The organism is Pseudomonas sp. 008, assembly GCF_016861935.1.
Lineage (GTDB): Bacteria > Pseudomonadota > Gammaproteobacteria > Pseudomonadales > Pseudomonadaceae > Aquipseudomonas.
The window spans coordinates 1-21,978 of sequence record NZ_BOMA01000007.1 but is presented as its reverse complement, the minus strand read 5'-3'; the positions used below and the strand labels follow the sequence as shown (position 1 = coordinate 21,978).

At 57.6% G+C, this 21,978-nt stretch carries 24 protein-coding genes and 4 pseudogenes; 9 read left to right on the top strand and 19 right to left on the bottom strand.

The annotated features are described in order from the left end of the window. Window positions 1-53 precede the first annotated feature (53 nt). On the top strand, window positions 54-488 hold the full coding sequence (locus tag JUI81_RS15715) for a hypothetical protein (protein ID WP_019581434.1): 435 nt from the start codon (window positions 54-56) through the stop codon (window positions 486-488). Here JUI81_RS15715 and JUI81_RS15710 read toward each other — a convergent pair. The 3 genes from JUI81_RS15710 to JUI81_RS15700 form a co-directional block, all read right to left on the bottom strand. Next, a complete protein-coding gene (locus JUI81_RS15710; RefSeq protein ID WP_204124631.1) occupies window positions 485-1,645 on the bottom strand; it encodes a GAF domain-containing sensor histidine kinase in 1,161 nt (386 codons plus the stop codon). The genes JUI81_RS15715 and JUI81_RS15710 overlap by 4 nt on opposite strands. Before the next feature lie 158 nt (window positions 1,646-1,803). Then, window positions 1,804-2,109, bottom strand: a complete 306-nt coding sequence (locus tag JUI81_RS15705) for a PepSY domain-containing protein (RefSeq protein ID WP_007934833.1) — start codon at window positions 2,107-2,109, stop codon at window positions 1,804-1,806. A gap of 172 nt (window positions 2,110-2,281) precedes the next feature. Further along, window positions 2,282-3,409 (bottom strand): glycerophosphodiester phosphodiesterase, encoded by a 1,128-nt coding sequence (locus tag JUI81_RS15700; RefSeq protein WP_019581431.1) that lies wholly within the window; start codon window positions 3,407-3,409, stop codon window positions 2,282-2,284. Window positions 3,410-3,645: 236 nt separating this feature from the next. Between JUI81_RS15700 and JUI81_RS15695 the strand changes: the two genes are divergently transcribed. Beyond that, window positions 3,646-3,972 (top strand): DUF2025 family protein, encoded by a 327-nt coding sequence (locus JUI81_RS15695; protein WP_019581430.1) that lies wholly within the window; start codon window positions 3,646-3,648, stop codon window positions 3,970-3,972. 73 nt (window positions 3,973-4,045) lie between these two features. Here the strand turns inward: JUI81_RS15695 and JUI81_RS15690 are convergent, their stop codons facing one another. Continuing rightward, a complete protein-coding gene (locus JUI81_RS15690; RefSeq protein ID WP_019651741.1) occupies window positions 4,046-4,369 on the bottom strand; it encodes an antibiotic biosynthesis monooxygenase in 324 nt (107 codons plus the stop codon). Beyond that, on the bottom strand, window positions 4,366-5,073 hold the full coding sequence (locus JUI81_RS15685; RefSeq protein WP_204124630.1) for a CTP synthase: 708 nt from the start codon (window positions 5,071-5,073) through the stop codon (window positions 4,366-4,368). Before JUI81_RS15685 ends, JUI81_RS15690 begins: the two co-directional genes overlap by 4 nt. 15 nt (window positions 5,074-5,088) lie before the next feature. Here JUI81_RS15685 and JUI81_RS15680 point away from each other — a divergent pair, with 15 nt between their 5' ends. Beyond that, window positions 5,089-6,051 (top strand): LysR family transcriptional regulator, encoded by a 963-nt coding sequence (locus JUI81_RS15680; RefSeq protein WP_204124629.1) that lies wholly within the window; start codon window positions 5,089-5,091, stop codon window positions 6,049-6,051. On the opposite strand, the gene JUI81_RS15675 is transcribed toward JUI81_RS15680, so the two are convergent. Together JUI81_RS15675 and JUI81_RS15670 are read right to left on the bottom strand one after the other, a co-directional pair. Next, entirely contained in the window at window positions 6,023-6,568 is a 546-nt protein-coding gene (locus tag JUI81_RS15675; protein WP_019581427.1) for a DUF1003 domain-containing protein, read from the bottom strand. The genes JUI81_RS15680 and JUI81_RS15675 overlap by 29 nt on opposite strands. Before the next feature lie 141 nt (window positions 6,569-6,709). Further along, window positions 6,710-7,318 (bottom strand): TetR/AcrR family transcriptional regulator, encoded by a 609-nt coding sequence (locus JUI81_RS15670; protein WP_204124628.1) that lies wholly within the window; start codon window positions 7,316-7,318, stop codon window positions 6,710-6,712. 215 nt (window positions 7,319-7,533) lie between these two features. Between JUI81_RS15670 and JUI81_RS15665 the strand changes: the two genes are divergently transcribed. After that, the gene (locus JUI81_RS15665; RefSeq protein ID WP_019581425.1) at window positions 7,534-8,592 is read left to right on the top strand and encodes an MBL fold metallo-hydrolase; all 1,059 of its coding nucleotides are present in this window, start codon (window positions 7,534-7,536) and stop codon (window positions 8,590-8,592) included. A gap of 44 nt (window positions 8,593-8,636) precedes the next feature. Here JUI81_RS15665 and JUI81_RS15660 read toward each other — a convergent pair whose 3' ends face one another. Both JUI81_RS15660 and JUI81_RS15655 read right to left on the bottom strand, forming a co-directional pair. Beyond that, complete coding sequence (locus JUI81_RS15660; RefSeq protein WP_019581424.1) at window positions 8,637-8,831, bottom strand: XRE family transcriptional regulator; 195 nt, start codon at window positions 8,829-8,831, stop codon at window positions 8,637-8,639. 11 nt (window positions 8,832-8,842) lie between these two features. Beyond that, window positions 8,843-9,160: a helix-turn-helix domain-containing protein gene (locus JUI81_RS15655; protein WP_018926408.1), complete on the bottom strand. Its 318-nt coding sequence runs from the start codon at window positions 9,158-9,160 to the stop codon at window positions 8,843-8,845. A 254-nt stretch (window positions 9,161-9,414) separates the two neighbouring features. On the opposite strand from JUI81_RS15655, the gene bglX reads away from it, so the two are divergent. Beyond that, entirely contained in the window at window positions 9,415-11,778 is a 2,364-nt protein-coding gene (gene bglX, locus JUI81_RS15650; protein WP_204124627.1) for a beta-glucosidase BglX, read from the top strand. Between the two features lie 59 nt (window positions 11,779-11,837). Here bglX and JUI81_RS15645 read toward each other — a convergent pair whose 3' ends face one another. Then, a complete protein-coding gene (locus tag JUI81_RS15645; RefSeq protein WP_204124626.1) occupies window positions 11,838-12,605 on the bottom strand; it encodes a helix-turn-helix domain-containing protein in 768 nt (255 codons plus the stop codon). Window positions 12,606-12,717: 112 nt separating this feature from the next. On the opposite strand from JUI81_RS15645, the gene JUI81_RS15640 reads away from it, so the two are divergent. Beyond that, window positions 12,718-13,548: a sulfite exporter TauE/SafE family protein gene (locus tag JUI81_RS15640; protein WP_204124625.1), complete on the top strand. Its 831-nt coding sequence runs from the start codon at window positions 12,718-12,720 to the stop codon at window positions 13,546-13,548. 103 nt (window positions 13,549-13,651) lie between these two features. After that, complete coding sequence (locus JUI81_RS15635) at window positions 13,652-14,842, top strand: hypothetical protein (protein WP_204124624.1); 1,191 nt, start codon at window positions 13,652-13,654, stop codon at window positions 14,840-14,842. A 3-nt stretch (window positions 14,843-14,845) separates the two neighbouring features. Here the strand turns inward: JUI81_RS15635 and JUI81_RS15630 are convergent, their stop codons facing one another. After that, complete coding sequence (locus tag JUI81_RS15630; protein ID WP_204124623.1) at window positions 14,846-15,835, bottom strand: hypothetical protein; 990 nt, start codon at window positions 15,833-15,835, stop codon at window positions 14,846-14,848. Window positions 15,836-16,035: 200 nt separating this feature from the next. Here JUI81_RS15630 and JUI81_RS15625 point away from each other — a divergent pair, with 200 nt between their 5' ends. Then, window positions 16,036-16,281 carry a type II toxin-antitoxin system Phd/YefM family antitoxin gene (locus JUI81_RS15625; protein ID WP_028939378.1) on the top strand — a complete coding sequence of 82 codons (246 nt, stop codon included), beginning with the start codon at window positions 16,036-16,038 and terminating at the stop codon, window positions 16,279-16,281. A gap of 133 nt (window positions 16,282-16,414) precedes the next feature. Here the strand turns inward: JUI81_RS15625 and JUI81_RS31825 are convergent. From JUI81_RS31825 to JUI81_RS15590, 8 genes and pseudogenes are all read right to left on the bottom strand, one after another. Then, window positions 16,415-16,534, bottom strand: a pseudogene (locus JUI81_RS31825) (HNH endonuclease); the annotation flags it as partial. 6 nt (window positions 16,535-16,540) lie between these two features. Beyond that, window positions 16,541-16,768 (bottom strand): annotated as a pseudogene (locus tag JUI81_RS15620) (helix-turn-helix domain-containing protein); the annotation flags it as partial. 86 nt (window positions 16,769-16,854) lie between these two features. Next, entirely contained in the window at window positions 16,855-17,082 is a 228-nt protein-coding gene (locus tag JUI81_RS15615; RefSeq protein ID WP_028939376.1) for a hypothetical protein, read from the bottom strand. Beyond that, window positions 17,079-17,624, bottom strand: a pseudogene (locus JUI81_RS15610) (colicin E3/pyocin S6 family cytotoxin); the annotation flags it as partial. The pseudogene JUI81_RS15610 and the gene JUI81_RS15615, both read right to left, overlap by 4 nt. A gap of 79 nt (window positions 17,625-17,703) precedes the next feature. Further along, window positions 17,704-17,934: a hypothetical protein gene (locus JUI81_RS15605; protein WP_028939375.1), complete on the bottom strand. Its 231-nt coding sequence runs from the start codon at window positions 17,932-17,934 to the stop codon at window positions 17,704-17,706. Continuing rightward, window positions 17,931-19,115, bottom strand: a complete 1,185-nt coding sequence (locus JUI81_RS15600) for a colicin E3/pyocin S6 family cytotoxin (protein WP_204124622.1) — start codon at window positions 19,113-19,115, stop codon at window positions 17,931-17,933. Before JUI81_RS15600 ends, JUI81_RS15605 begins: the two co-directional genes overlap by 4 nt. Before the next feature lie 189 nt (window positions 19,116-19,304). Then, the gene (locus JUI81_RS15595; RefSeq protein ID WP_028939373.1) at window positions 19,305-20,018 is read right to left on the bottom strand and encodes an HNH endonuclease signature motif containing protein; all 714 of its coding nucleotides are present in this window, start codon (window positions 20,016-20,018) and stop codon (window positions 19,305-19,307) included. A gap of 118 nt (window positions 20,019-20,136) precedes the next feature. Continuing rightward, window positions 20,137-20,670, bottom strand: a complete 534-nt coding sequence (locus JUI81_RS15590; RefSeq protein ID WP_204124724.1) for a Bro-N domain-containing protein — start codon at window positions 20,668-20,670, stop codon at window positions 20,137-20,139. Between the two features lie 352 nt (window positions 20,671-21,022). On the opposite strand from JUI81_RS15590, the pseudogene JUI81_RS31820 reads away from it, so the two are divergent. Continuing rightward, window positions 21,023-21,978: pseudogene (locus JUI81_RS31820) on the top strand (adhesin); the annotation flags it as partial.

The following is a 21,978-nucleotide window of genomic DNA, read 5'->3' as shown; positions in this document are numbered from 1 at the left end:
TGCCGCGCCTGACGATGACGGAAGTTACCCAAACTGCATATTGGATAACGCCCATGGTCAGCATCAGTTCCGTTTCGATCAACCAGACCCTGTCGACTTCTTCAAGCCAGGTTTCGATCAGCGACAACACCGAAGACAGCACCGTCGCGGCATCCACCGAGACCTCCAGTGACACCACCAAGGCTGCCGCTGGCGGCGCAGCCGCGTCGAGCGAAAGCAGCTCCAGCAGCAGTGAGTCCGATACGGTGAAAGAACTGCGCAAGCAGCTCGCCGAACTGCAAAAGCAATTGCAGGAGCAACAGCAGCAACTGCAAGCGGCCCAGGCCAAGCAACAAAGCAGCGAAGCCAAGGCCGCGGAAGTTGCGGCGGCTCAATCGCAAATTGCGGCCACGTCGGCTTCGATGCAGACGGTGACGGCGGCGTTGTTGCAGGCGTTGCAGGATGAGGGTGGCAGTACGTCGGGTTCGGTGGTCAGCACCACCGCTTAAGTCCTGGGGGGCAAGCTGAAGGTAAACGTCGTGCCCTGCGGCTCGGTCGATTCCACCTCCAGTTTGCCGCCATGGGCCAGCGCGATCTGGTTGGCAATGTACAGCCCCAACCCGAGGCCGGCCTGCGGTGTTCCACCGGTCGGTCGCGAGTAGGGCTGGAACAGGTGCGGCAGTGCATCTTCGGCAATCAGCCCCTGGTTTTTCACGCTCAACACGAAGTGCCCGTTCTTGACCTGCGCACTGACCTCGACCGCGCCGTCGGGATCTCCGTGGACAACGGCATTCGCCAGCAGGTTGGACAGCAACTGCGCGACCCGTTCGCGATCGCAGTGAATGTCGCTCAGGTCGCCAATCGACGACTGAATAATGCGCTTGGGGTGAATGCTCTGGATCTCGGCGATCACATGCCGCAGCACATCCCCCAAATCCGGGCACGGCTCGATATTCACCGGGATGCCGCGACCCAATGACCCGCGCGCGAAGTCCAGTACGTCGTCGACCAGTTTGGTCGCACGCCGGGCGCTGGTGAGGATATGTCGCGCCCGTTGCTCATTCGCCGGGTCTTTGACTTTGCGCAGGAGCATTTCGGCACCGGCGCTGATGGCGAACAAGGGGTTGCGCAGATCATGACCGAGCACGGCGATGAACTGCTCGCGCAGCTCAGTGGTTTTGCGTTCCTTGATCGACGCCGCTTCGGTCCGTTGCAGGTTTTCTTCGGTTTCGATCTGCAGCGACAGCATCCGGGCGAACGATTCCATGGTGCTCCGGATCGTGCTGGACTTGAGCGGCGCAGGATCAGGATCGAGAGCGCAGAGGGTGCCGAAGAAGCGTCCATCGGTGCGAAGTATCGGCACGGCGATGTAGCTTTCGAAGGGATGATCGCGGCTGAGCGGGTCTTCACTGACCTTGTCGATGACCACCGACTGTTGGCCCCGGCGAATTTCGTCACTCAGCGTGGAGACCAGCTGCAGTTCATCGCCCACTTGCACGCCGTAATCCAGTCGATCGAGCACCGCGCAGGCGATCCAGGTGTTGTCGATGACGCGGGCCACCGCCGCGAACCGCAAACCGGTCAACTCACCTATCACCTGAAGAACTGCTGGCACCGCGCTGATCCGGCTGATCGTGGCGATGTCTGCTGCCGCTGTTTGCCCCATATCCGTGGTTCTCTGCTTCAACATGCTGAGTGGTGTTGAGGGATTCTAGCGGGCCTGCGCAAAAGGGCGCGACTTCGTTCATCACTGCAGCGATTTGCCTTACGCCGAACGCAAAAAAGCCGCACGACCCGAAGGTCGTGCGGCTTTTTGTAGTTGAATCACTTGTCTTGTTTGTTGCTCAGGACCTTGCCAGTCGCGGCATCGAAGTCCACGTCCCATTCGGTGTTGTCAGCCAGACGCAGTTCAACTTCATATTCGTAACCGTTGAAGTGGTTATCCAGGTCGGTATCGGTAATTGTGGCGCCCGGATGCAACTTCAGCGCGGCCTGGTTCATTTCTTCCAGGGGTTTGATCTTGCCGCTTTTGACCAACTCGGGGATCTGGTCGACGCGAACGTCAGCCTGGGCCAGGCCAGCGGTGAGAGTCAGGGCAGCAGCGGTGAACAGGGCAGTTAAGGTTTTCATCAAGTTCTTTCCTTGGAGGAGCTGTTTAAGTGGGATCAGATTAAACAGCACAACTTAATTCACCCTTAAAAAAACAATCGCGGGCAACCACGCTCTCACAGGTTTTGCGCAGACCTTGTGGGAGCGTGGCTTGCCCGCGATGGGGACGACGCGGTGCAGTGCCTGGCGCCAATCAGTACCCGTTGTTCTGCAACAACTGCGCAACACTCGCCGCCGCCGGGCGCTTGTAGAACTTCAGCAGTTCGCTGGCGCGATTGGTGAAGATGCCGTCGACACCGGCATCCGTCACTTTCTGATAATCCACGGCATCGTCGATGGTGTAGACGTGCACCAGCATGCCCTGATCGTGGGTGAACTGGTTCATCCACGGTTTTACCAGGTCCGAATAGCTCTGATCGCCGCCCTTGGTCAGCGCGGCAGAAGGCCCGGTGCCGATAGCGCCCTGGGACTTGGCGTACTCGACCCATTGCTGGAATTCGGCTTTGTCTTTCGGTTCCTGTTTGGCGTAGTAAGTCGCTTTGTCCTTGTCTCCGGACTCAGCAAACGTCACTTTGGATTTCGGCTCGATGCTGCCTTCGCCGACCCACAACAGCAGGATTTTCGGCACTTGCGGCATCTCCTTCTCGAGCAGTTCGAGGCTGCTCTTCTCGAAGGTTTGCAGCACGACTTTGCCTTTCCCCTGGCCGACCGCCAGATTACTTTTTGCCAGTTTGGAACCCGTCGGGCTCAGCCAGCCACGGTCCTGCAATTTATCCTTGAGATCGCGCTCGATGCCGGGAAACTGCTTCGGTTCTTTGGTTTCGATGTACAGGCCAGGCTTGTGCAGCGGATTGCCTTGGGCGATGTCGATGATTTCGTCCAGGGTCAGGATCTTCAGACCCACGTAGCCCGGACGCGCGCGATCCGGGTACGCCGTATTGAACCAGCTGCCGGCATCCAGGGTTTTCAGTTCGGCGATGGTGAATTCGTTGGCCGGGCTGTCCTTGCGCTCAGGGAATTTGGTAGCGACGTCGGTGGTGCGTTGCAGGTTGTTGTCGTGCAGGGCGAACAGCACACCATCCTTGCTGCGTTGCAGGTCCATTTCCAGGTAGTCGGCGCCCAGGTCACGAGCCAGTTTGTAGGCTGCGGCGGTGGATTCCGGTGCATCGAAAGAGGCGCCACGGTGGGCGATCACCGCCGGGTGCGGAATGCCCAGGCGGGTTGCCAGTGCGCTGGGGCTTGGCTCGCTGGTGGCCTGTGCCTGGCCGAGGCCGAGCATCAGGCTCAGCAGCAGGGCGCTTTTGGTGAAGGAGACAGGCATGGTCGAAGTCCTTTTGCGATGAGTTTTCAAAGACGTATCTTTTAACAACTGAGCGCCGCTTGTGCTATCACCAGACCGACATAAACGTGTTTAAAGAAGATTTTTTCGACGCTTTTGTGCGGCTCTTTGCAGTAATCTTCACACCTGCAGTTTCCCCGGCAGAGGGAAACCCGTTCACTTGCCCTGCGTGTAAACCATCGATCACCGGTCCTTAGCGACCTTTTGTGAGGTTTACCATGCGCATCACTTCCCAGCTCATTTGCCAGGCCGCCGACCAACTCAAAGGCTTCGTCGGCCTCAATCGCAAAACCGGCCAGTACATCGTGCGCTTCAGTGAAGACGCTTTCGGCATGGACGTAGCCGACGACGGCATCATCCCTACCAGTGAGTTCGTCTGGGCACCCGGCCCCGAGCAGACCATGACGCTCAAGCGCGAACTGATTCAGTTGCTGCTGGACCAGAACATCGACGACCGGATCAACATCACCGAGCCGTTGCGGGTGTACATGAATCGACAGGACGTGCCGCAGATTACGGCGGTGAGGAGTTTGGTGCGGGGGTGAGGGTTTTGTGGTGGCTGTTATGGCGTCTTCGCGGGCAAGCCCGCGAAGACGGCCTCCAGAATCACCGGGTCATTCACTGTTTGAACGCATAGGCCCGCTCAACCTTGCACACTCGCGTATGACACGCCGAATACCAGGTCGATCGCCCGCGCTCACGAATCGCGCTGTGTTCGGGATGATGCTTCCAGGCCAGGATCGCCGCTTCGCTGGCCCAGTAGGACACCGTAATCCCGAGCCCATCCGCGCCCCGGGCCGATTCCACGCCCAGGAAGCCGGGTTGCTCACGGGCCAGCTCTACCATGCGTTCGGCGGCCTGTTCGTAACCGTGATCGCCTTCGGTGCGCAGCGAAGTGAAAATCACTGCGTAGTAAGGTGCTGCAGGTGTCTGGGCGATCATGATTTTTGCCTCACACAGGCCTCGATCAACGCCTTGACCAATGGCGGCAGCAGGCCTTTGAGCGCGGCGCGTTCCGGTTGGAACAGCGTTGCGACAAAGAATGGATGATCCTGCAGCTCCACTGCCCGCAGATCCCCCGCCGAATCGTGGCCAACCGCGTGCAACTGTCGCGTCAGTAGCTGCCGTTCAAACTCGGGATTCACACCGTAACGGCAGTGATAGCCTTCACGAATCTCCGCACTTTCGTACGCCTTGGCGATCAACGAGCCTTCAACCAAATGAATGCTGTCGACGGCTTCCACCAGCGCACAGGTCAGCGGCGTGAGTAACGCCCGCGTCGAGTTGGGCGAAGTCTCGCCGTGTTCGGCATCTTCCCAGCCCAATACGTTGCGGGCGAATTCCAGCACCGCGTGCTGAAAACCGCCGCACGTGCCGAGGAACGGCCGTTGTTGTTCCCGGGCAAAGCGGATCGCCCGTAGCGCGCCATCCATGTCGCGATAAGGGCTGGCGGGCACACACCAGAAACCGTCGAAGTCATCCAATGGTGTATCGGCGGTGATGTAGTCGGTGGCCAGCCATTGAAACTGAACGTTCTGGCCAGTGTGTTCGGCGGCCATGCCGAGGGCGACGGGGATGGCTTGGTGGGCGGTGACCTGTGGATCGTAGTCACCGATCAGGGCAATGCGGATGGCGTTGGTTTCCATGAGTGATCTCGACGCTTGTTGATTTCTGGCACCGACTATAGATTGGCGTTCACGCAATCAATATTGGCGTTATCCCAAGTGATCAATGCATCGACGCACTATCAGCTGGACTATCCCGACCTGTCGCTGATCCTCGCTTTGGTGCGCGGCGGCTCTCTGGCCCGGGCTTCGGCGTTGTTGAAGGTCGACGTTTCGACGGTGTTTCGCGCAGTCCGTCGCCTCGAAGCCGCGCTGGGCCAGCAACTGTTCGAAAAGAGCCGCGCTGGTTACCTGCCTACCACGTTGGCTCAGACCCTGGCCGAGCAGGCTGAACGCGCCGAACAAGCACTGGAGGCGGCGCGCATTGGCGTGGAGCAGGGTGGTGAAATCATCAGCGGCACCGTGCGCCTGACCTGTACCGATTCGGTCCTGCAAAGTCTGCTGCTGCCGGCACTGGCGCGGTTCATGCCGTCTTACCCGGCACTGACTATTGAACTCTGCACCTCCAACGACTTCGCCAACCTCAGCCGCCGCGACGCCGACATCGCCTTGCGGCTGACCCGTACCCCGCCCGAGCATCTGGTTGGCCGGCGATTGGCAGACATTTCCTACCGGGTCTGTGCCAGCGCGGCCTATCTGCAATCGGTCGAATCCCACGACCTGGCCTCATTGACCTGGATCGCCCCCGATGACTTTCTGCCCGATCACCCCACTGTCGCCTGGCGGCGTCAGCAGTTGCCTGGCGTAACACCCGGTTATCGCTGCAATAGCATGTTGTCGGTGACCGAGTTGGTGCGGGCGGGACTGGGCGTCGCGGCGTTGCCGGACTTTTTGATCGGTGAAGGACTGCAGCCATTGACCGAGCCCCTGCACGGTTACGACACCGCGCTGTGGCTGCTGACCCGCCCGGACTGCCGCGCGTTGCGCTCGGTGGTGACGTTGTTCGACGAGTTGGGGCGGGCGCTCCGGATCAAACCTTCGGTGGCTCCTTGCCGATGAAGTGTTGATGCATTTCCGACGTCAGGCTTTCGATGCGTTCGGTCAGGGTCTTGGTGATTTCGGTGAGCCGGGTATTTTGCTCCAGCAACTCCTTCAGTTGCGCAGTGTTCCGCGCGGCCTGGGCCTGACGTTCACTGTTGGCGATGGCCAAGGCTTCACGATGTCGCGCATCGGCGTCTGACTGGGCTTTGTCCCGCGCGGCCTGACGCGTCTGGGCCAGCAGAATCAACGGCGCGGCATAGGCTGCCTGCAGGCTGAACGCCAGGTTGAGCAGGATGAAGGGGTACACATCGAATTGGGTTACGCCGGACAGGTTCAGGCAAATCCAGATCACCACCACCAAGGTCTGGGCGCCAAGGAAGGTCGGCGTGCCGAAGAACCGCGCAAAAGCCTCGGCGCGCAGGGCAAAACGGTCGGTACCGAAAGTAGGTGCCAGGTGCGCGTGAGGGCGATGGAAGCGCAGGTGATCGACGGGGCCGGTGATTTCGGTTTCGGTTTCGTGGGTCGGAGTGCTCATGATGCTCTCTGAAGGGGGCGGGGGACTGAGGCTCACTATAGCTCCAGCGTCAGTCTCATTCAGAAACACATTACCGGGTTCTTATTCAGAGCGGCCGATCAGCGATAAAACGGCGGACATTGTCATTTTTTGCAGCTTGATTCAGCACGCATAACACGCCAGGAACATGTCCAGCGCCGACTCCACCACGGTGTGCTGCATGTCGGGCGACAGGCCCGATTGGCCCATGGAGATCTGCGGCCAGAACGCAAAGGACTTGAGCAACCCATGGATCTGTTGCGCGGCGAACTCAGGCTCGACCTGTTTCAGGCGGCCATCGGCCTGGGCGGCGCGAATCCACACGGTCAAACTTTCTTCGCGCTCACCCATTCGGGCAACCATGTTCTGCGCACGCTCGGGAGAGTGGATGGTGGCGGCAATCGCCACCCGCGCCAGGTCGAGAAAATTATCATCGGCCAGCATCTGCAATTTCGCCTGCAACATCAGGCGCAGCTGATCGCGCAGGGGCAGGTCGTGGCGATAGGCCGTTTCCTGTTCGGCCGTTACTCGAGTCCATAACTGATTGAGGATTTCGGCAAACAACTCTTCCTTGCTCGGGAAGTGGTTGTACACCGTGCGCTTCGACACGCCGGCGGTGGCGGCGATCTTGTCCATGCTGGTGATGTCGAAACCGTTGGTACGGAATTCGGCAATCGCCGCCTGGATGATGGCTTCGCGTTTTCGGTCGGTGAGGCGCTGTGGAGCTGTCATAAGTACGTTTCGGCAGGAAGAAGTGGAGAATTACACTTGGTAGTTTACTTGTGATCGGCTTTGATGCAACCTAGAAACTACACTGTGCAGTGTAATGTTTTGTTAATCCTGCACAGTGAGAAATTGAATCTTCGGCTGATGCGTGCGTGCCTTGGCCATTTATCGTCCCAAGCGGAAAATCGTCGATTGTGCGGTTTTTCTGGAGTCATTCAGTCATGGACACTTCAACTTCCCCAGCGAACAACGCTTCAACGCCTGAAGCGTCCCGACAGGCTCAAGGGCAGTACCGAAACCATGTGCCGGTGCAGCGCGAAGGCTTTCGCAAAACCTTGCGCATCCTGTGGAACTTTATCTTCAACAAACCGCACGACACCCGGCCGTCGGCCCCCGTTCCGGTGCAAACCCTGACCCAGGCGGCGTTGATTGCCGCGCCTAACCACAGCGTCTATCGCCTGGGCCATTCCACGCTTCTGCTCAAGCTGCAGGACAAGTTCTGGATCACCGACCCGGTCTTCGCCGAACGCGCTTCGCCCGTGCAATGGGCCGGCCCCAAGCGTTTCCACCAGCCGCCGATCAGTCTCGAAGACCTGCCGCCGATTGAAGCGGTGATCCTGTCCCACGATCACTACGACCACCTCGATTATCAGGCCGTACTCAAACTGGCGGACAAGACCCGCTACTTCCTCACGCCCCTGGGCGTGGGTGACACCCTGATCAAGTGGGGCATCGACGCCAGCAAAGTGCGCCAACTGGATTGGTGGCAGGGCACCGAGGTCGATGGCCTTCAATTCGTAGCCACACCTTCGCAGCACTTTTCCGGTCGCGGGCTGTTCGACGGTAACAGCACCCTGTGGGCATCGTGGGTGATGATCGACGGCGACACGCGGATTTTCTTCAGTGGCGACAGCGGCTACTTCGATGGCTTCAAACGCATCGGCGAGCAGTACGGCCCATTCGACCTGACCCTTATGGAAACCGGCGCCTACAACGTCGAGTGGCCTCACGTGCACATGCAGCCCGAGCAAACCCTGCAAGCGCACATCGACCTTAAAGGGCGCTGGTTGCTGCCGATCCACAACGGCACCTTCGACCTGTCGATGCACGCCTGGTACGAACCTTTCGACCGTATTCTGGCGCTGGCCTGGGAACGGAACGTATCGATCACCACACCGCAAATGGGCGAGGCGTTCAACGTGATGTATCCGCAGAGTGGTGGCGCGTGGTGGTTGGGTGTGGAAGATGTAAGCGATCAGGCGACAGTGCAGAACGCTTGATGTTGTGCTGCCGGGGCGCTTGCGGTGCAAGCGCCCCGGACTTTTCAGCTGCGTTCGTCCAGTAACGGCTTTGTATATTCCGAGATTTTTGCCACGGTCAGATCGCAAAATTCTCCACGGAGTATTTCGTTCAGTTCCTCCTCAGACAATCCGAGCCTATGGGCAGCATCAGCCTGACTCAGCCGACCGGTTTCGAGGAGCATGCCTATTTTCATAACGTGTTCGGCTTTGGCCCGCATCTGCTGCAACCTCACTCAACCATCGCATAATCCGCCCGCCCAACCGGATTTGGTGTGGACCCTTTCACATTCATCCCTCGGCCCGGTGCAAACCCCGGGAAGAACACCAGGCCTTGCGATTCAAACCGATACGCCAACGCCAGCCGCGTGACATCCAGCACATTACGCTGCGCTTCGAATCGCTGGATGGCGTCAACGGAAACCCCGGATTCCTCGGACAACTCTTCCACACTCCAACCCAGCATCGCTCGGGCCTGGGCGCAGTGGGCGGGGGTGAACTGGAAGAGGGCGATACGTTCCAGGGTGATTTTCATTGCAAGAGAGGCCATGGTTTTCTCCGGGGATCGAGCGTGGCGATTCGAAAATGTACTGTGTTTTTGTACAGTTGTTTTGCGCCCGGATCAAACTCATTTTTTGATCGATTGTCTTTTTTCGCTCAGGCAGGGGCGTTGGACCGACTACGCTGTCTCTAGGCGGTTTCCTGAAAGCTCCAAATGATTGAACGTCAGCCTTCTGATCTTCAATGCCGGAAAGGTGGCGTTTCAAAAGCAGTGCGCCACAGCGTTATGCGGGGAAGGGAATCATGAAAAGACTACGTCTGCTATGTGCCCTGATCAGCTTTACAACTCTGCCGGTCCTGGCCGATACGGCATCGCCAAACAAAGATGCCTTTGTCACCAACCTCATCAATCAGATGACCCTCGACGAAAAAGTCGGCCAACTGCGGCTGATCGCTATCGATGAAAAGATGACGCCCGAAAAAATCTGCCAGGAGATCACTGCCGGGCGAATCGGGGGGACGTATGGCTCTGTGAGCCGTTATGTAAACCGCCCCATGCAAGACGCGGCTCAACAAAGCCGCCTGAAGATACCGATGTTTTTCGGTTGGGACGTGATACACGGTCATCGAACCATTTTCCCCATCGGCCTGGCCTTGGCCTCCAGTTGGGATATGGACGCCATCGAGTTGAGCGGTCGAACGGCGGCGAAAGAAGCCAGTGAGGACGGTATCGATATGACCTTCGCACCGATGATCGATGTCGCCCGTGATCCTCGCTGGGGGCGCACATCCGAAGGCTTCGGTGAAGACACCTATCTGGTTTCACGCATTGCCAGAGTGATGGTCCAGGCCTACCAGGGCCAGAGCTTGAGCGCGCCCGACAGCATCATGTCCAGTGCCAAACACTTTGCGTTGTATGGGGCTGTCGAAGGAGGGCGCGACTACAACAGCGTCGACATGGGCCTGGCCCGAATGTACCAGGACTACTTGCCACCTTATCGTTCGGCGATCGAGGGTGGCGCGGGAGCCGTCATGGCGGCGCTTAACTCGGTAAATGGCGTGCCGGCGGCGGCCAATACCTGGTTGATGCAGGACCTGCTTCGCAAAGCGTGGGGCTTCAAGGGACTGGTCATCAGTGACCATAACGGGGTAACCGATCTGGTTCAGCACGGTGTTGCGAGGAATCCTCGCGACGCGGCCAGGCTCGCCATCAGGGCCGGCATTGACATGAGCATGAACGACTCCTCCTATGGCCCGGAGTTGCCGGGGCTGCTTGAGTCTGGCGCTGTTTCCCAGAGCGATATTGATAACGCGGTGCGCGAGGTGCTGGGTGCCAAGTACGACATGGGGCTGTTCGAAGACCCTTACCGACGCCTCGGCGCTGCCAGTGCAAACGCAGCTGATAACGACCCCGAAAACCATCTGCACAGAGCGCAGGCCCGTGAAGTGGCACGCAAGACACTGGTGCTGCTGAAGAATGAAAACGGGCTATTGCCGCTGAAAAAACAAGGCACGATCGCGCTCATTGGCCCGTTGGCAAAAAGTGCCGTCGACATCATGGGCAGTTGGTCCGCGAGCGGTGTGCCTGCGCAATCGGTGACGATCTACGACGGGCTGAAAAACGCGATGAACCAGGGCTCGCTGATCTATGCCCGAGGTGCCAATCTCGAGGAGGATCAGGAGGTTGTTAAATACCTGGAATACCAGGGCGTGTCCGAAATCGCCAACGACCCCCGTCCGTCAGCAGAAATGATTGACGAAGCAGTCAAGGCTGCACAGCAAGCCGATGTTGTGATCGCCGTGGTGGGAGAGCCTCGCAGCATGTCCCATGAGGCGGCCAGTCGAACCAGCCTCGATCTGCCTGGGCGCCAGAGTGAATTGATCACCGCCCTGAAAGCCACCGGCAAGCCGCTGGTACTGGTGTTGATGAACGGTCGGCCGCTGTCCATCGGCAAGGAGCAGAAACAAGCCGATGCGATCCTGGAAACCTGGTACAGCGGCTCCGAGGGAGGCAATGCCGTTGCCGATGTATTGTTCGGTGACTACAACCCGTCCGGCAAATTACCCATCACCTTTCCACGCTCCGTGGGGCAGATCCCCAATTACTACAGCCACCTGAACACCGGCCGTCCGTACCTGCCGGGTGCGCTTCGCAACTACACGTCGCAATATTTCGATCAATCCTATGGGCCGCTTTACCCCTTCGGCTATGGGCTGAGCTATACCGATTTCAGCCTGACCGACATGGCCCTGTCTTCGACCACACTGAACAAGACCGACAACCTCGTCGCCAGCATCATGGTGAAAAATACCGGCCAGCGTGACGGCGAAACGGTGGTTCAGCTGTATATCCGCGATGTCGTTGCCTCCGTCGCCCGTCCAGTCAAAGAACTGAAGAACTTTCAAAAAATCATGCTCAAGGCCGGCGAGGAGAAAGCGGTGCACTTCAGCATTGACGAGAACGACTTGAAGTTCTTCAACAGCCAGTTGGAATACGTCGCCGAGCCGGGTGAGTTCCGGGTGCAAATCGGCCTGGATTCCCAGGATGTGAAGGAGCAGAGCTTTGAATTGCTGTCAGAACAAGCCAGTCAAGACAATCATGCGCCTGGTGCAGAACCTGTAGACGCGAGCGGTGCGGCGATCCGACTTGCCCACGAAGAACGATGATGCGTAATCCCTGAAATACCGCGTTGCATTCTTCGCGGGCAAGCCTCGCTCCTACGGGGTCATTTCACCCCTTCCAACCAAACGGACGGTGCCTGCCCCAGCACACGACGAAACATGGTCGAAAACGCCGCCGGGCTTTCATAACCAAAATCCAGGGCAATGCGCGTCACTGGCGTGTCCACCGCCAGCCGCGCCAACGCCAGCACCACGCAGGCCCGCTGCCGCCATTGGCTGAAACTCAGCCCGGTTTGTTGGCGGAACAGACGATTGAACGTACGCAAACTGATGTGCAACTGATCGGCCCATTGCTGCGGCGATTGGTGAGCGTTCGGTTGCCGGAGAAACGTCTGACACAACCCGAGCAGCCGCGAATCCACAGGCAGCGGAATGTGCAACGGCAGAGGAGCACTGCGCGCCAGTTCATGCAGCAACAAGTCGATCAGCGCCCCATCGCGCCCGGCCTCGTCATACTCCAGCGCAACCTCCACCGCCTCCACCAACAAATGCCGCAGCAACGGCGAAACACTGATCACCTGGCAGCGGCTGCCCAGATCAACCGCCCCCGGTTGGATATACACACTGCGGGTGCTCACCCCCAGCATCAACACCTCATGCGCCACCCCCGGCGGAATCCACACCGCCCGCTGCGGCGGCACCACCCAATTACCGTCCAGCGTGCTCACCTGCATCACCCCCGTGGCGCCATACAACAACTGCGCCCGCCGATGGGTATGGCGCGGCAACCGATGACCGTCGGGATAATCCGTACCGATGGCCACCACCGGCCGTGGCGTGTCGTCCAGCAGATCAATCGAAACATTGCGCATCGAGCGGCACCCAGCGATTGGCGTAAACACAAACATTATTGGCTGACTTGCTGAAGCAGGCCAAGCCCCGTCGCTCTATCGTCGGCCACTCTCAACCCACGGACGATGCGCGATGTTCTTCTACCTCTTGCTGGCACTCTTCGGCTGCATGACCGGCGTCACCGCCGTGCTGTTCGGCTTCGGCGGCGGCTTCGTCGTCGTGCCCTTGCTGTACCGCATGCTCACGGCCAGCCATGGCACCGACGATCCCATCGGCCAAGCGGCGATGCACATTGCCGTAGCCACCTCGACCTGCGTGATGATCGTCAATGCACTTATCGCCACCAGAAAACATCATCACGCGGGCAATCTCATCCGCCATTATCTGTGGCCGTTGGGTGGGTTCATCGGCCTGGGCGCGATCGTCGGAGCTATTGCCGCGATGTGGGCGAGTGGTGAGCTGATCCGTTTTGCCTTCATCGTTTACCTGGGCGTGACCATTCTGGACTGCTTGTTCAGACGCGGTTTTCTTACGCCGTCTGATGCTGTGATCCCACGGCAGTTGGGCAGGGTAGAAGTGTCTGGCGGCGGTGTGGGAATTGGCGCTATCGCCACGTTTCTTGGGGTGGGCGGTAGCGTCATGACCGTGCCGTTATTACGCCGTTGTGGGCTGAGCATGTCCCAGGCGACGTCCATGGCTAATCCATTGAGTCTGCCCGTTGCAGTGGCTGGGACGCTGACCTATATGGTCATGGCCGGGTTTACCGAGTTTGATCTGGGGCCGTGGTTTGTCGGTTATGTGGATGTGTTGGCGTTTGCGGTGCTGACGGCTGGGTCGCTGGTGGGGATTCGGCTGGCGACGCCGTGGATCGGGCGGATACCGGATCGGGTGCATGCCCGGGTTTATATTGGTTTGCTGGTGGTGGTGATGCTCAGCATGGCGACGAAGTGGGGCGCGCAATGAGGCTCGATTCTCCCCTGCAACCTCGCCATAATCCGTCCCCCGTTCAACCTGCGCCGCATGCAATCTGCCCGGCGCGGCTTCCGACTCATTCAGGGATCGATCAATGTTCAAAGGATTGTTACGCCTGGCGCCAGTTGCCACGCTGTTACTCATGCTGTGTTCCACTGCTCATGCCGAGGACGGGAGACGAGTGTTCACCGGCACCCTGGGCAAGATGCCGATCGTGCTGGAACTCAACACCAACCAGCCGGACGAAGTTACCGGCCGCTACTTCTATGAGAAATACCATCGCGACCTGGAGCTGAGCGGCTCGCTGCAAGAAGAGACCCTGACGCTGACCGAAGGCGACAGCCGCTACAGCGAAGACAAACCCCTGGCAACCCTGAAGTTGCAAGAAACGGCCAACGGCTGGCAAGGCGAATGGAAAAGCCCCAAGGGTAAAGTCCTGAAAGTGCTGTTGACCGAGGCCAAGCTCCCGGCACCGGCAGCAGACGCCTTGCCCTTCATCGCCGCGCTGCCGAAAAGCGACCCCTACGAATATCTGCGTCTGCAAGGCTTGAAACTCAAACCGGGCAAGAAAGAGTCCTTCATGGACTACGACCTGCAATGGTGGACGGAGCCCGCGTCCGGTCTCTCCATGTTCAGCATCGAGTCCGGCTACCCGAAAGCTGACCAGCAGCGGATCAATCAGCAATTGTTGGAGCGGCTCTGGAGCGAAGTCATCAACTACCACGGCTGCTTGCTGGGAGGTGGGGAATATGCCGAATTCGACCAAGGCGTCGCCCCCCAATTCCTGTCGCCCGATGTGGTCAGCCTGAACATCTCCACCAGCTACAGCTGCGGCGGCGCTCACCCGGACTTTGGCAATTCGCCGATCAACCTCGACGTTCACACCGGCCATAGCCTGTCGCTGGAAGACGTGCTGTGGGTTGGCAACGGCAAGCCGCTGCTGCACGCCGACCGCGACGGCGCGAGCGATACATCCTTGACCGAGGAAGAGAGCAAGGCACGATTCACCTATCAGCGCGAAGTGTTCGTACCCTGGCTGATCAAGCAATTCGCCGCGCTGTACCCCGAGGAAATGCAGAAGCCGGCGGACGAGGACAGCTGCGACTACACCGACGAAAGCGTTTGGGGTTATTCCAACTGGCACTTCACCGCCAAAGGCCTGTACCTGGGACCGTACTTCGCCCGCGTACAACGTAACTGCGATGACCCGGGCTGGTCAGTGCTGCCATACGCCGTGGTCAAGCAACATCCCGGCGCGGTCAAACTCGAACTGCCTCACAACTAATCCTTAGCCTGCTGCCAACCCCGGCGCTTCCCGAATAATGAAGTGATCCAGATTCTCGATGTTGGCACTGAACACCCCGAACGTCTGTTCGGGGTTTTTCTTGCTCGGCACCTGCTTCAACTCCGGCGTCACGCCATAAAAGAAGCAATACAACTCGGCATCACTGTCGACGGCGTGCTTGATCTCCTCCAGAAACGCTTTGCGTTTGCGGTAGTTGTCGATCAGCTTCTTGCTCAGATAGACGTTCACCGAATAAGGCTTCTTCTTCGCCTCGTCCGCTTGCTTGAACCAGACCTTCTGTTCGAAATCGATGCGAAAGCTCTGGGTGTAATCCTTGATCTCCTTGATCTTGCCCCAGTAAATAAGCCCCTTGTTGTCCTGCAGGTACTCGATCTTCTTGAAGAACGACCCATAAGGCGCCGTGTGCTCGCCAATCTTCAGCGGCATGCGCTTGAGCAGCTCCTTGTCCGCGAAGTTCGACACAAAACACTCCACCGGGTGGGCGAAGACACTGGTCTTGTCCGGCGCCGACTCCCGGCTTGGCTGCTCGACGTTACTGCTCGCTGAAGTGAGAGTCGGGGCATCGCGCAAAACATCCGCCGCCACTGCCGGGCTCGCGGGCTTACGCACATACTCACGCCGAGTCAGCAACAACTCTGACGGGAAATGCTCCTCCCGACCGTCATCCGATTCCGCCCCGTCCGCCTCCAGACCCGACGCCGGCGTCTTCAGACTGACATAAGGACAATCCGCCACATGCCGCGTGCTGGGCATGTTCTTGAAGTGCGGCGTACGCACGTAATTCACATTCTTGGCGTTGAACGTCCCCAACACGTTGGCCGCATCGAACGCCAAACGGCAGGCATCGTTGGGGCACTGGAAATGCTCCTTGGCGGAATCGAACTCCATGGTTTCGTCGAAATTCAAATCGCGCACGTCATAGATCGACAGTTTGTCGTCGAGGCTGAGGCAGTAGGCGAGGTTGAATTTCATGGCGGGCTCGGGTCCTTGAGTGGGGAAGGGTATTAATAGCGGGTAGCATGAGATGGCGCACCTGTTGATTCAAGTGGTGGGCCGCATTGATCGTTGGGCAGGACTTGAAACGCCATTTTTGACAGACGGTCAGCTCAATACCTTTGCCTATCGAAAATCTCAGGCTTCAGCTAGCTTGGCTAACTCTGTGGAGGTGCGATATGACTGAACGGGTACAAGTAAACATGCTCGAAGCAAAGTCCCAGCTCTCTCAACTCGCTGAGCGTGCATGGCGTGGCGATGCGGTTGTGATCGTCAAGGATGGCAAGCCTTATCTGGATCTGCTGCCTCATGTCGAGACATCTTGGGCGCGTAAGCTTGGACGGTTGAAGGGGAAGATTCGGATGTCTGCGGATTTTGACAAGACCCCTGACGACATCATTGATGGATTTGAGGGCTGCCTATGAGGCGCTTGTGATCGAATACTGATTACCCAGGCTCAGGCGGAGGGGCTGGAATTGGTCACGGCGGACGGGATTATTCCGCAGTATGGCGTACGGGTGGTTTTGGCAGGGTTGTGAGGGGGGGCGGGACATTGATGTTTCCAACGCTATCCGACCCTTTCTGAGCCAAATGTTTCACATTATGGACTTCAAGATACGGCAACCCGTCCACCTCGAACGGTGCGTTCTGACCGCAATCTTCGCAGACGCTTTTAGCCAACAGTTAGGCCAGTATTTCGATACCGTGTTTTTCCACGATGCTGAGCAGTTTAAGGGCCATCCCTCCAGGGCGCTTGTCGCCGGCTTCCCACTGCTTAACTGTCGATGCGCTTGTGTTCAGGTAGCGGGCAAAAACCGGCTGACTGACGTGACTACGCAGACGAATCTTCTTGATCTGAGCTGGCGGGATTTCAGCGGGCACATCAGCAATGCAGGTCTCGTCGAGTTCCCGCTTGTCCGTTCACGACTTCCTGCACCGCTTCACAGAGATCAGCATCTGTGATCGCTGCTTTTTTTGCACCGTTAACCCATTACACGTCAATTTTGACTGGTGGTTAAAAAAAGAATGAGATCGGATGGAAACGAAACCGAGCAGGCCTGTTCAATGGCTGTAATTTGATCCTTCGTCAATTGGTAGTCATACACATAGTCCTCTTGATCCTTCCAGCCCATCAATACCGCGAGCTCCTCGCTTTTGATCGGAAGCACGTTCTCATAAGAAGCAAAGTCGTCTCCCTCATAGATACCCATCACCGTGTGCTTCATGGCTCTACCGTCCTCGTTGGGTCTGCGGGTTTTGTCTGATTGCCTGATGCGTGATCAAACTCGCCCAAGTGTTTTCCGCGTTTGTTGTATTTCTCCACTGCGCCGTGCTGGAAGTCCCATTCGTAAATCGTGCCTTTTTTATCCTTCCAACGAGGACGCAGGCCCCCGCCCTTCATGCGGGTTTTGCCTGGGGCCCATTTTGCATCCGGGAAGGCCGGCAAGGTATGTGGCTTCGGGTAGTAATGATGAGAAATACTGACAACGACATAGACGGGTCTTACCCCCGACTCCACGGGAAACACCAGAATGAAGTCCTTGTACTCCGGCGGATATACCGGGTTCACGATGATGCTGTCAGCTGCTTTCGTCGGCGGGTAAACCCAGATATGTGGTGCTTGCGGGGCAGCCTCCAGCACCGGAATGCCCAGGATGTCGGAACCGTCCACGGCCGGGGTCCAGATCAGTTCAATGCCGTCACCCAGGTCGGCCACCTGCTGGCTGCCACGCAATGTGAACTGCGCGACATCTACCATTTCCCAATCTGTGGTTGAATTCGCCTAAATAGATCCCGAGTTTGTCGTGTTTTTCCACTGCATGACTTTTGTACCCCCATTCATATATTCAAGCGTTGCAGCTAAGTTGAAATAGGTAGGCTGCGTCATACACTTTTTTCCCCAGTAAAGCCTCCAAGGCTCCAAGCTGCTCGTCCGTAAGGTTGTATCCCTCCCATCCGTGCTGCTCAGCAGTCCAACCCATGATGTTTTTAATTTCCAGGTCGTGCCCAGTCGGTAACTCCACTTCGAATGCCAGCAGTTCGTTATGTTTGTGAAAGGCTTCGATTACATAAATCATGGTTCCACACTCCTAGAGCTGTCTGCAGGTTTGGTTTGCTTGCCGGTAGTCGGATCATATTCTCCGAGATGGCGGCCGCGTTTGTCGTACATCTCCACAGTGCCGTGCTGCGAGTCCCATTCAAAAATTGTCCCTTTTGACGTTTTCCATCGTTTTCGAAGACCACCGCCGCCTTTTACCGGGGTCTTACGATTCGCTCTCGTTGCATCGGGAAAGGCAATTAGCCCATTCGGTGCGGGATGGTATTTGTGGTCAGCAACACTCACCACAACATAAACCGGCCTAATCCCTGAATCAGCCGGGAATACCAGAATGAAATCCTTGTACTCCGGCGGATATACCGGGTTCACGATGATGCTGTCAGCTGCTTTCGTCGGCGGGTAAACCCAGATATGTGGCGCTTGCGGGGCAGCCTCCAGCGCAGGAATGCCCAGGATGTCGGAACCATCTACAGCCGGGGTCCAGATCAGTTCAATGCCGTCACCCAGGTCAGCCACCTGCTGGCTGCCGCGCAATGTGAACTGCACGACATCAACCATTTCCCAATCGCGGTTTTTGCCGGTGTAGAAACCGTATCCCTTGAGGCTGCCGTCAGTCTGTTGCTCGACCCGCAGGCGAACGCGGGTGCGGGCCTGTTTGAGTGCACGGAGTTGGTCTTCGTTGTAAAGCGAGCTGTCGCCCAGACTCGATGGTGTGACCAGCGCAACAAGGCCAACCAGCGTTGCTGTTACGGCGCTCGCCGCGGCCACGGGAGCAGCGGCGAATGCCGAGCCGGCCAAGGCGAGGGAGCCCAGACCGACGGGAATCGCTGTGCCACTGATCTTCTTCAGTGGCACAGCGCCTGATTCATCCGCTTCGCGAGCACCCAGCAGAATCAGGTCACCGTAGTCTCTCAGGCTATCGGTCGGCACCATCCCTGAGGGATTCGAGTAATCGGTGATGGCATCCGGCAGCTTGCAGGACTTGGCGAAGACACATCCGGCTTGAGTAGGCCTTTGCTTTTCCGCGATGACCTGACGGCTGTGTTCGAAGGCGTCTTGCCTGACCAGCATGGCTTCGTAGGCTTTTTGTCGGGCGTCCCGCTCGGCCAATTCGGTGGCAGACATGTAGCGGTAGGTGACGTGATGCCCATCACCGGAGGGTGGATTCTTAATCCGCGGAATGTCCTTGTTGCCAGCCACTGATCATCCTTTCGTTCATCCATCGGCAGCCCCGGAAAAGGGGGCTGCGCGACGTTAACGAACGTGGCTAATCGTGGCTGTAGGACGAGTCCTGGATGACTCTAGGTGTTTTCTTTTTTTCAGGACGGCAGCAATCCTTACGACTCGCCGCCTTCGTGTACATGCGTCGATGAAGTTTTCCAGGCCCAATCACTCAAACTTCAACCGCTTCACCTTCTGAAACAGCGAAGCAGTGAACTCATCCCGATCACTCGAATGGTGACAACGTCGATGACAATTCGGACACAGCGCCACGGCATTGCTCGGGCGATCCGAACCTTCCTGCGCCAAATGCTTAACGTGATGAACCTCAAGAAACGGCTTGCCGTCCTTTTCAAACGGAGCCGGTTTTCCGCAACCCTCGCAGATACCCTTGGCCTCTTTCCGCACCCAGGCTCTAACCTCAGGATCGCGTACAAAAGAGTTGCTCGAGCTCGGCACTTGTTGTGGTTTCAATATCCCCTTCGGCTCGCCTTTGAACGGTCGCTTCTCAAGTTTGGCAGCACGTTCTTCTAGCGTTGCTTCATCGGCGGTCGGGGCAAAGTCTTCCGGCGTTACAGTATTCGGCGCGTTCAGCGCTTCACGAATGCTACGCGCAACATTCGCGCCGACATTCTTGGCAGGTTTGTATCCCTCAATGCGATCTCGTCCGAGTTCGACCAGCACGGTAGAGATGTTCTGCATTCGAAACTCAACCGAGCCTTTGGTGCGGCCCGCTAAGGCACCTTCGCGCAGGACGCGATTCTCGTGAGCCTTATTGACCTTCTGACCGCTTTGCTCGCGTGACAACATGCTGAGATAGGCATCGACCGCAGCCTGAATCTCCACGTCACTCCAATCGCTATTGCTTTTTTCCGTATCCATACAATCGCCGAGGGTTGAAACCCTCGGACGATACTGAGTGGCCATTACACCTGTCTACGAAAATTCCTACAGAAAAGACCGACGCATCGCTCAAGCGATCCTACAAATACACGTCGCTCTAACCCACCGAACGCTTCGAAGACTGAAACACCTCCGCAACCTTCCGCCACCAAGGCCTAACCGCCGCCACGTGCCGCTGCGATTGATCGCTCAACAGGTACGGCATGTCCCGAAGCCGAATCCAACTTTCATCCTGCCAATGAATCAAACTCAACGACATCTCCGGCCAATCCAACACACTCAACATCGGACGATCCGAATTTTCCGAGGGTTTTGCATCGCGTAAGGCTGGCACCACCTGATGGGTCAACCACTCTCGCAGCAATCGATTCCCTGGAACATAGTGATACACCAAAAGCGCATACACGCCGGACTCGCTGAGCATTAGCTGTTTTTCTGGTTGTCGGAAATACTCAATCCACAAAATGCGACGCTGATCTTTATCCAGCTTGCTGACCGTACGATCACTCAGATGGACACCCATCAAACGGCCAACATCGCGGGCGCAGAACCATGGTTGATTTTCAAGAAGAAGGGCATGGAGGTGAAGGTTGTGGCGGGTGAAGATCGTCGCCCTAAAGGGATCACGCATGATCGATCGGTGTGGAGTTTCTGCAGGCATATCCATTACCTCTACGTATGAGTGGAAGAGGGCCGGAACCCGACGTAGAGGATCTAAGAAGTCCCAACAGGCTGTTTCTCCCACTCACAGGATTACGCGTATATCGCTGATATCAGCGCGCGTACTGAGGAAAGGAAGTTAGCTTCTACGTTGGGCGTTTCTTAGGCACCTGCTATAGAGCTTAGAGATGCTCTGAAACGACATCAATGCGGACGGTGCTGGAATTGTTGTAGGAGTTTTAGTAGCGAAGGTCGAAATTAGTGAGAATTTTCTTACCCAATAAAAAGTCGTCCCTGCCGCCAACAGTGCGGCAGGCGCAGCGGTGGACAATAACTGGCTTGCGACCCAGCAACTGGTCCAGGCCGACAAAGAATACACAGAGGCCGTCGGTACTGCGGCCAAACTGCAAGTGATCGCCAAATGGGCCTTCATCAATCAAAAACAAGACGTACTGACTCGCTTCGGCGTGGGCAAAGGCTTGGTGCAGGCGGGTTGGAGCGACGTCGAGGGCCTGGCGCAATTCCTCCTGCATCCTGTTGACGGGCTCAACGGCCTCAAAGCCTTGGTCAACGATCCCGAGGCCCGCAAGCAGTTCGGCGACGGCGTAGTCAATGAACTCAACGTCAAAATCGACCGCGTCAAAGACGCCCTGGAAAACGGCGGCGACGACCGCGCCGTGCAACTGGGCCAGGACATTGGCGAACTCGTCTGGCAGGTCGGCAGCATCGCCACCGGCGTCGGCGGGGCGGCCAAGGGCGGCGTGGCGTTGGCGAAAACCGGGATTAAGGTGGGGACGGAAGGGCTTGAGGCGATGGCCGGACTGGCCAGGTTCGAGAAGCTAGTGGCCCGTGGTGGGCAGTTCAACCCTAACGGCACCCCCCTGATGGATTTCCGGGCCTTGACCAACGCGCAAAAAAGCATCGTGGGCGATGTCATGGGTGGCGAGCAGATCAAAACACTGGTACCAGGTGCCGAGAAAATCGGCCGGGCTCCGGATATTGGTCAAACCGGTATTGATGACCTGTATAAGGTCGACAGGCCGGGTGCTGATTACTTGATCGTGGAGTACAAATTCGGCTCGTCTAAATTGAAACCGACTAAAGACGGTTTGCAGATGAGTGATGATTGGATGACGGGGACAACCACTAATTACAATCGCATTCTTGAGTCTGTGGGTGGCGATGCAGACAAGGCGGAAAACATCCGTAGTGCTTTGCTTGCAGGACGAGTAGAGAAATGGCTAGTCCATACCGATCCATTTGGTAATGTCACTGTCGG